10 protein-coding genes are annotated in these 7356 nt (G+C 59.9%); all 10 read left to right on the top strand.

Translation table 11 applies throughout. From position 1 onward, the window contains the following. The first annotated feature begins 314 nt into the window (after positions 1 to 314). Positions 315 to 956: a type II secretion system F family protein gene (locus Q0J60_RS00950; protein WP_294438329.1), complete on the top strand. Its 642-nt coding sequence runs from the start codon at positions 315 to 317 to the stop codon at positions 954 to 956. Between the two features lie 25 nt (positions 957 to 981). Beyond that, positions 982 to 1191, top strand: a complete 210-nt coding sequence (locus Q0J60_RS00945; RefSeq protein ID WP_294438328.1) for a hypothetical protein — start codon at positions 982 to 984, stop codon at positions 1189 to 1191. Between the two features lie 5 nt (positions 1192 to 1196). Next, on the top strand, positions 1197 to 1385 hold the full coding sequence (locus Q0J60_RS00940) for a hypothetical protein (protein WP_294438327.1): 189 nt from the start codon (positions 1197 to 1199) through the stop codon (positions 1383 to 1385). After that, positions 1369 to 1869, top strand: a complete 501-nt coding sequence (locus tag Q0J60_RS00935; protein ID WP_294438326.1) for a TadE/TadG family type IV pilus assembly protein — start codon at positions 1369 to 1371, stop codon at positions 1867 to 1869. Before Q0J60_RS00940 ends, Q0J60_RS00935 begins: the two co-directional genes overlap by 17 nt. Positions 1870 to 1892: 23 nt before the next feature. Beyond that, the gene (locus tag Q0J60_RS00930) at positions 1893 to 4250 is read left to right on the top strand and encodes a hypothetical protein (protein ID WP_294438325.1); all 2358 of its coding nucleotides are present in this window, start codon (positions 1893 to 1895) and stop codon (positions 4248 to 4250) included. Between the two features lie 230 nt (positions 4251 to 4480). Beyond that, on the top strand, positions 4481 to 4837 hold the full coding sequence (locus Q0J60_RS00925) for a DUF192 domain-containing protein (protein ID WP_294438324.1): 357 nt from the start codon (positions 4481 to 4483) through the stop codon (positions 4835 to 4837). A gap of 531 nt (positions 4838 to 5368) precedes the next feature. After that, positions 5369 to 5932: a hypothetical protein gene (locus Q0J60_RS00920; RefSeq protein ID WP_294438323.1), complete on the top strand. Its 564-nt coding sequence runs from the start codon at positions 5369 to 5371 to the stop codon at positions 5930 to 5932. Beyond that, entirely contained in the window at positions 5932 to 6096 is a 165-nt protein-coding gene (locus Q0J60_RS00915; protein WP_294438321.1) for a hypothetical protein, read from the top strand. The genes Q0J60_RS00920 and Q0J60_RS00915 overlap by 1 nt, the downstream gene beginning before the upstream one ends. A gap of 275 nt (positions 6097 to 6371) precedes the next feature. Then, entirely contained in the window at positions 6372 to 6638 is a 267-nt protein-coding gene (locus Q0J60_RS00910; protein WP_294438320.1) for a FeoA family protein, read from the top strand. Between the two features lie 204 nt (positions 6639 to 6842). Then, the gene (locus Q0J60_RS00905) at positions 6843 to 7073 is read left to right on the top strand and encodes a FeoA family protein (RefSeq protein ID WP_294438318.1); all 231 of its coding nucleotides are present in this window, start codon (positions 6843 to 6845) and stop codon (positions 7071 to 7073) included. Positions 7074 to 7356: the final 283 nt, after the last annotated feature.

The following is a 7356-nucleotide window of genomic DNA, read 5'->3' as shown; positions in this document are numbered from 1 at the left end:
CGTTTTTCCTGCTGGCGCTGCTCTCGCTGATAAGCCCGGGGTTTCTGAATCCGTTTTTTGCGGATGCCCAGGGCGTGGCGGTGCTGGCGTTGGCCATCGCCATGCAGGCGGCAGGCGTGCTTCTGGTGCGGCGGATACTCGCTGTGGAGTTGTAAGGCGCGACCGAACGTCGCGGGCGCCGAAGCGGATGTGCTGCATGGGCGAATGCGCCGCATGCTGGGTTCGCGAGGCGGGTTGTTTTGCTGCGACGGGCGCCGGGTGTGGTCGTTTCACTGCGGCGATTGCCAAATGTGCCTAGAAAAAGGGGGTGTGACGTGGGAGTTCTGATCGCTGCGGCCGTCTTGGCTGCGCTTGCCGGATTCGCCTTGGCTCGCTGGGCGATGCAGGAGTTGGAAGACGCTCAGCGAAGGAAATCTTTGCGTGAAGAGGCGGGGCTCGCCGGAGAGGCGTCTGCGGGATTGAGGCCTGCTGCGGTTTCGCGCATTCGCGGCAAGCGAGAACGCGAACGCGTGCAGCTTGATGTGGAGCGGCATGTGCCCGAGATGTTGGACGCGATCGCGCTGGGAATGAGGTCGGGGCTTTCGTTCGAAAGCGCGTTGCGACTGTACAGCTTCCGGTTCGACGATCGGTTGGCGCTTGCCTGCCGTCGCGCCTGCCAAAGCTGGGAAAGCGGCCTGGTGGAGCGCGACGAGGCGCTTCGCGGCGTGGCGGAGGAATTCGATGTTCCGTCGCTCTCGCGCTTTGTGGCAAACGCCCTGCGTGCGCTCCGATACGGAAGTCCCATGGGGCGCATGCTGGAAGTGCTGTCAAGCGAGGCGCGCAGCTGCTATCGCGCAAAGATGGAAGAGCGGGTGGCCAAGGCGCCGGTCAAGATGCTTGCGCCCACGGCGGGCCTCATTCTGCCCGCGATGCTCATCATGATGATGGGCCCCGTGGTGCTCGAACTGATTGGATGACGGACGATGAACGGAGGAAAAGGACATGAAGAAGATCGCTCAGCTCAAAGAGCGGGGACGCGAAGCCGTTGCGGGGGCGTATGCCAAAGCCATCTGCATGAAGGGGCAGGGCACTACCGAATACGCGATTCTCGTGGGCGTGCTGGTCGTGATCGCCATCGTTGCCATCACGCTGTTCCGCCCGAAGCTTCAGGAGCTATGGACCGCCATCGCAGATGGCATCAACGGGCTCTAAGCAGGTTGCGGGCGTCTTGCGGCGCTGGGCAGGGGACGGTCGAGTACGCGCTTGTCGTGGCGGGCGTGCTTGTTGTGGCGGTGGGGTTTTCGCTGATTGCCCACGCCGTCGCCGAAGGGGGCATGGCCCAGGGCGTGCTCGACTCGCTCACCCACAGGCTTCCGAAGGGGGTGCTGGATGCGATGCTGTTCTGACTTTGCCCTGCGAGGACAGGCGACGGTTGAGGCGGCCTTTCTCATGCCTGTCGTCCTGCTTGCCATGCTGATGCTTGTCCAGCCGGCGATCGTTCTGTACGACCGCACCGTCATGGAGGCGGCCGCATCCGAGGGGTGTCGTGTGATGGAAACGTTGGCGCCGGGAGATGAGGATGCGGCGCGCGCGGCTATCGAGCGAAGGTTGGATGCCGTGCCGGATGCCCCGATTTTTCATGTGGGAAGTTGGACTGTAGAGCTGTCAGGCGGCGAGGGGCAGGAGCGCGCAAGCGTGCGCATCGAGCATGCCCTTAAGCCGTTGCCCCTGATTGGTGCCGGGATGGGCTTTCTCGGCCTCACGGGTCCTGGCGGGTTGTTCATCCAGGACGTGTATCGGCAGACCGAGGTTTTGGATTCGTGGGTGGTGGAGTCGCGTCTTGGCGCCGATGCCGGGGCATGGATAGAACGATGGGAGGAAAAGGCATGATGCGGATTGTCGGGTTTCACAGAATGCTTGCACTGCCGGCTTCGGTTCGGGGCCTCTTTCCGCGCCGCGTCGAGTGCTTTACCGACATTTTCGTCAATCGACAGGGGCTCACAACCGTCGGAGCCGCCATCGCCATCCTCCTGTCGTGCATCCTCGCGTTTTTCTGCCTTTGGGCCTCGCGCGCTCAATCGCAGGCGGCCGGCGTCCAGGCCGCCTGCGATGCCGCTGCGCTTGCGGCCGAGAACGAGGTCGCCGAGTTCGTGCTGTCCGTCCGCGTTGCCGATGCGACGCTGCTCACCATGTCGCTTACGGGTCTTGCCGCGTTGGGCGTGGGAACGGTGTGCTGCTGCGTGCCGGCGGCTGCATCGGCGGGGGCGAAGTTTTTGGATGCGGGCAAGGCGATTCTCGAGAAAAGGGATGATGTCGCCCGCGCCGAGAAGAAGGTTCTCGATGCCGCTCAGGACGCGCTTCCCCTGACCGCGCAGGCTCAGGCGCAGGCAGTGCTGCAGGAGAACGGCGCCGAGATCGACGGCTCGGGCATCGGCTATATAGAGCTGGTGCCTTCCGACGCCCCTGAGGTTGATGTGGGGTTTTCTGATGCCGCGCAAGAGGCTGCTCAGGATGCGCCGCAAACCGGGGCGGAAATAACCGATGCCGCCCAAAAGGCGGAGGAGGCGGCGCAAGAAGCGGCGGATGCGCGCATTCGCGCCTGGAAGCATGACTGCGGCAACTACCCTTCGCCCTGCATGGCGGAGCGCGCTTCGGTGCTATCGGGAATAACCACGGCCGAGAATCCCATTGCGCACAGCGTGGACACGTGGTCGTTCTCCGACGCGCTGGCGCGCGCCAAGGCGTACTACGCGCATCGGGCGGCGGAGGAGGCTCCACTGTCCGACTCGGTGGAGGAGCAGGTGAGAAGCGCGATGCGCGCGAAGTTCTACGAGTATGTGATCGAGGAGCTGAAATCGGCGCGCGCGGTCGATGACGGCGTATCGCCTCCGGACATCTATTTCCCTGAGTTCTTCAGCAATACCGATGGCATGCGCGGCACACGTCTGTATACCGAAAAGGCGTATCCGGTTGCTGGCGGCGCTTTGCATGCGTATGCGGGGTGTCCCGGAATCGAGGGGTCTGTGGAAGGGGCGGGCTCGCTGGCGGAATTCGAGTCGGGAGCTTACGAGAAATGCCCCGTGTGCCAGTTCGACGCGGCGACGCTCGGCAAGGTTGCCGCCGCTTCCACGTCGATCGACAACGGCTTCGAGCATCATTATCGCGAGGTGGCCCGCGCGGCGAAGGATTATTGCGCGGCGCAAGCGGTGGCACTGCCCGCCGCGCAGGAGGTCAAGGATTTCGTGGGCGAAAGCCTGGACGTCATCATGGAAGCGTTCGAAGATGTGGCGGCGCGACGGGTGGAGGCGTATCCGCCTGGACGATTCGGCGCGTTGGCGGCGTATGCGTTCGATGCGTCTTCCGCCCCCGTTGATTCATCGTTCTTCAGTGCGCCGTCTGCTGCTGGATCGTTCGCGGCGGTTTCCTCGGCGATCATGGTGGAGGACCAGGATGAAAACGTGTTGTCCTCGCTCCTCGATGGAGTCGAGGAGGATATCGGTCCGCCGCTGACGGATGCGGGCGATGCGGTGCTCGGGATATGGGGCACGCTTCTGGACGCGTACGGATCAGGGGTGGAAGGCCTGACCGACGGCGTGTCGAACATGCTCGACGGCATTCCCCTTGCGAGCGCGAGCGGGCTGGGTCCATGGGCATCAGACGCCCTCATGGATGCCATCGCTTCGGTGGGCCTTGAGCCTGCCAATACTTCTGCCGCCAAACCTGTTGTCGCAAACAGCAGCCATGTGGCGGCAAAGGGGGATGGCCCGGTCGCGCAGGCAATCCTGGCGTTGAAAGGGGAATCTTCGTCTCCGCGGACAGCGCGTCGAGATGTTGGCCTGATTCGTCGGCGCCATAGGGCAGGTTTCGCGCACGACATGCGTGGGCAGATGACCGTGGAAGCCGCGGTGGTATTGCCCGTGATGGCGGCGATTGCGTTCATCGTCGTCAACGCGCTCATCTTTGTAGGGGATTGCACGGCGTTCGACATCGTAGCGCGTGACGCTATTCGCCTGCAGGCCGATGACGGCTATGAGGGGGCGCAGGGTGCGGCCGAGGTGCGGGCGCGCATCGAAGAGGGCCTGGCGATGGACCATGAGGCCGTTGAGGTGACTTGCGAGCGTACGGGTCCGGGACATGTGCGCTATACGGCGTCGACGGCGTTCTCGCCGCCATTTCTGCAAGGTGTGAGCGTGTTCGGCATCAGCGTGCCCTCGCTTGAGCACGAAGTAAGCATGACGGTGAGTCCGTATAGAAAGGGAGTGGTGATATGAGCAATCGGCGTGAAACAGGTGCAAGCGATAGCACGAGGGATGCACGTGAAAAGCGCGCAGAGGAGCAGAAGCGCGCCATGCCCGCCAAGCGAACGCGACGAACTCAGCGAGCGCAGCCTACGAGGCGCACTCCTCAGGGGGAAGCCGCCAAAAAGGGGAGGGGCGAGGTAAAAGCTGGTAGCGCGGAGCATAAAGCCGTTACGAGGTATGGCGCCGATTGCGAAGCTACCATGAGAGTTGACGCACCTGGGGCAAAGGAGAATCGCTCGGACGGCGGTAGTGCCAGGCGAAAAGTGCGGGTGCTCTCTCGTATTGCCGAAAGACTCCGTGGGTTGAAGGGGTTTAACGGTGATGACGAATGCGCTGTATTGGTGCCCTGCCGTGACATTCACACGTTCGGTATGAAAGGTCCTATCGATGCTGCGTTCATCGACGCGGCGGGTTCAGTCGTTGCAGTCCATCGACGCGTTATGCCCGGAAGGCGCCTTCGCCACGCCGATGCCCGCATGGTGGTGGAGCGGCCTTTTCAAACGGGCAAATGGCTTGAGCGCGGTGACGGATTCTTCAATGTTGCGCCGCGGGTGTAGACCGGTGCGGCCTCTTGTTTTACGAATGCGACAGAGGCGCTGTCACGTGTCGCGGCAGCGCCGTCATACGAAAGGATGACCCATGAAAACCTGCCCTGTATGCAAATCGCTTTGCTTTGATGACATGCCCGTATGCTATGGATGCATGCATGATTTCGAACGCGATGTGCTGGACGATCCAGAAGAAGCGGTGCCGCCTTCGCCGGCTTCGTCTGGCGTTCAGTCGTTTGGGTCAAGCGGCTCGGCGGCGCCTTCGGACGAGGGAATGCGCCCCGTCATGAGCTTGCCTATCCCCATGATTACCTCGACATTTGCCCAAGGGCAACGGCCTGATGTCACGGCGAATCTCGCATCGCGCAAGCAGGGCGGTGCTCCCCGCCCTAACGATTTCGCACGTTCTGGCAAGGCCTCTCACGCCGACGCATCTCCGTGGTTGACCTTCGAAACCCCAGGAGGCTGCCGTCTCGTCCTCCACCTAGAACCCGCGTGATAAATATGAGAGAAATGAGGCAGAATGAGCCGCTTGTACCGATGTCTCGCACGGTCAATAGTCTTTCGGTATCGTCTGTGGTGAACACAAAAGCTTTTCGTGATGCGTTTGAAGAAATGCCACTGTCCAGACAAGTATCGAATAGCTTGTACGGGCAAGCGGGACGCATACTGCGAGCGGCAAATGGAACAGAATTCGAATATATGGTGGCTGTTGACGCACGGACGGGAGCACTTGTAGCAGACAATCTTGGGCGACTACCCGGCAGAAAAAGAACAGGCTTTTCACCCAGCGAGATGGGTAAAATTAAGAAATGCCGTGCAGGTGTTGTTACGGTCCATAATCATCCGGGCGGATTTCCGCCGTCCTATAGAGATCTTTTTACGGCATCATCCTACTCTTTCGTCAAAGGTTCAGTTGTTGTCGGCCATGACGGCAGCGTTTGGTTCATCGCTGTTGAGAGTGAAGTTGTGGTGGATATGCTCGCAGAGCGATACAATAGCCTAAAAGAGACCTACGCTGATTTTGCGGAAATAAAAGCGGCGGAATGGCTGATTGAACAGAATAAGCTGCATCGCTTGTTTGAATTTAGGAGGTTGAGGTAATGGCAGAGGAGCTCTACATGGTCATGGATGACACATGCTACGATCTTGACCCTAAGGATGCTCCTAAGTTGCCTCCTGAGGTTGAGCGTGAGTTGGAGCGAAGGGGAGAAGAAATCCTTCAGGAGTTTTTACCAAAGATAAAGGCCAAAAAAGGTGTTGCTTAAGGCACGATGATTGCTTCGTTGGCCAGTAGTCAGCGTAGTGGGCTATTTGCGTAATGCCGAGCCGTCATCGGTTGTAGTCCAACAAACAAAAAACGTGCGTTCTGAGGCTCTGGGTTGTCCAGAGCCTCTGTCTATTCAGGGTCTTTGCTTCTTGATGCCGCCAAAAATAAAAAAGTAACCTTTGGGTTCCATTTTTGTTAGCCTTGTGTTACCTTATGCGAGTAAGTTAACTAAGGCTATCTACGATAGGCGGTACAGACATGGATGGAGCGGCCATGAAATCAAGCATCGCGGGGGCACAGAGCTCCGGCGTGAGCACGCCTCAATTGCCGCTTGCTTTCGCCGCTGCGGGGCAGACGACCACCATCATGAAGATTCGCGGCAACAATCAGATGCATCACCATCTGGAGAACCTTGGATTCGTGGAGGGTGCACAGGTTACGGTGGTGTGCGAAAACGCAGGCAATCTCATCGTGGAGGTCAAGGGCGCGCAGGTCGCGCTCGACAGGCAAGTGGGCATGAAAATCATCGTGTCCGCGTAATACGGGAACCATATGCGCGCCGCTTACGCGGCGTGCGTTGTTCGGTCTGCCGTTTTCCTGCCGGAAAGCGCAGCAGACGAAAACCGTCGTCGTAGTATGACCGATAGGGAGGCGCGGGAACAAACCCGAAGTCGTGCTTCTCATCAGGCGCATTACCCAGAGCGGCGACACATGGCAGCATCAAAAAATGAGAGGAGGAGGAATATGACGACATTGCGCGATATCCCCATCGGGGGAAGCGCCAAAGTGGTCAAGCTGTCCGGCGAGGGGGCCATCAAACGCCACATCATGGACATGGGTATCACGAAGGGCGTCGATGTGACGGTGCGCAAGGTGGCGCCTTTGGGCGACCCCATCGAGGTCACTGTTCGCGGGTACGAGCTCTCGCTGCGCAAGAGCGAAGCGGAATGCGTCATGGTCGAGGCTACGGCCTAGGAGCGTCAGAAAGGCCTCCGCATATACCAAGGATGCCACATTGCGTGGCATATTTTTCGACCATGAGTTAACGCAAGGAAACTTAAGTCTCTGAATGCAACGCGGTCAGAGGCTGCACGAAAGAGAGGGTAAACATGCCGGTGGCATGTTTAGTCCCTGGCTAGGAGCAAAGCTTGTCTTTGCGACACGCCTCTGAATGCAACGCAGTCAGAGGCTGCACGAAAGAGAGGGTAAACATGCCGGTGGCATGTTTAGTCCCTGGCTAGGAGCAAAGCTTGTCTTT

The sequence above is a fragment of the uncultured Slackia sp. genome (assembly GCF_944321625.1).
Classification (GTDB): Bacteria; Actinomycetota; Coriobacteriia; order Coriobacteriales; family Eggerthellaceae; genus Slackia.
Note: the sequence above shows the minus strand (reverse complement) of the source record. Positions and strands in the feature narration are given on the sequence as shown.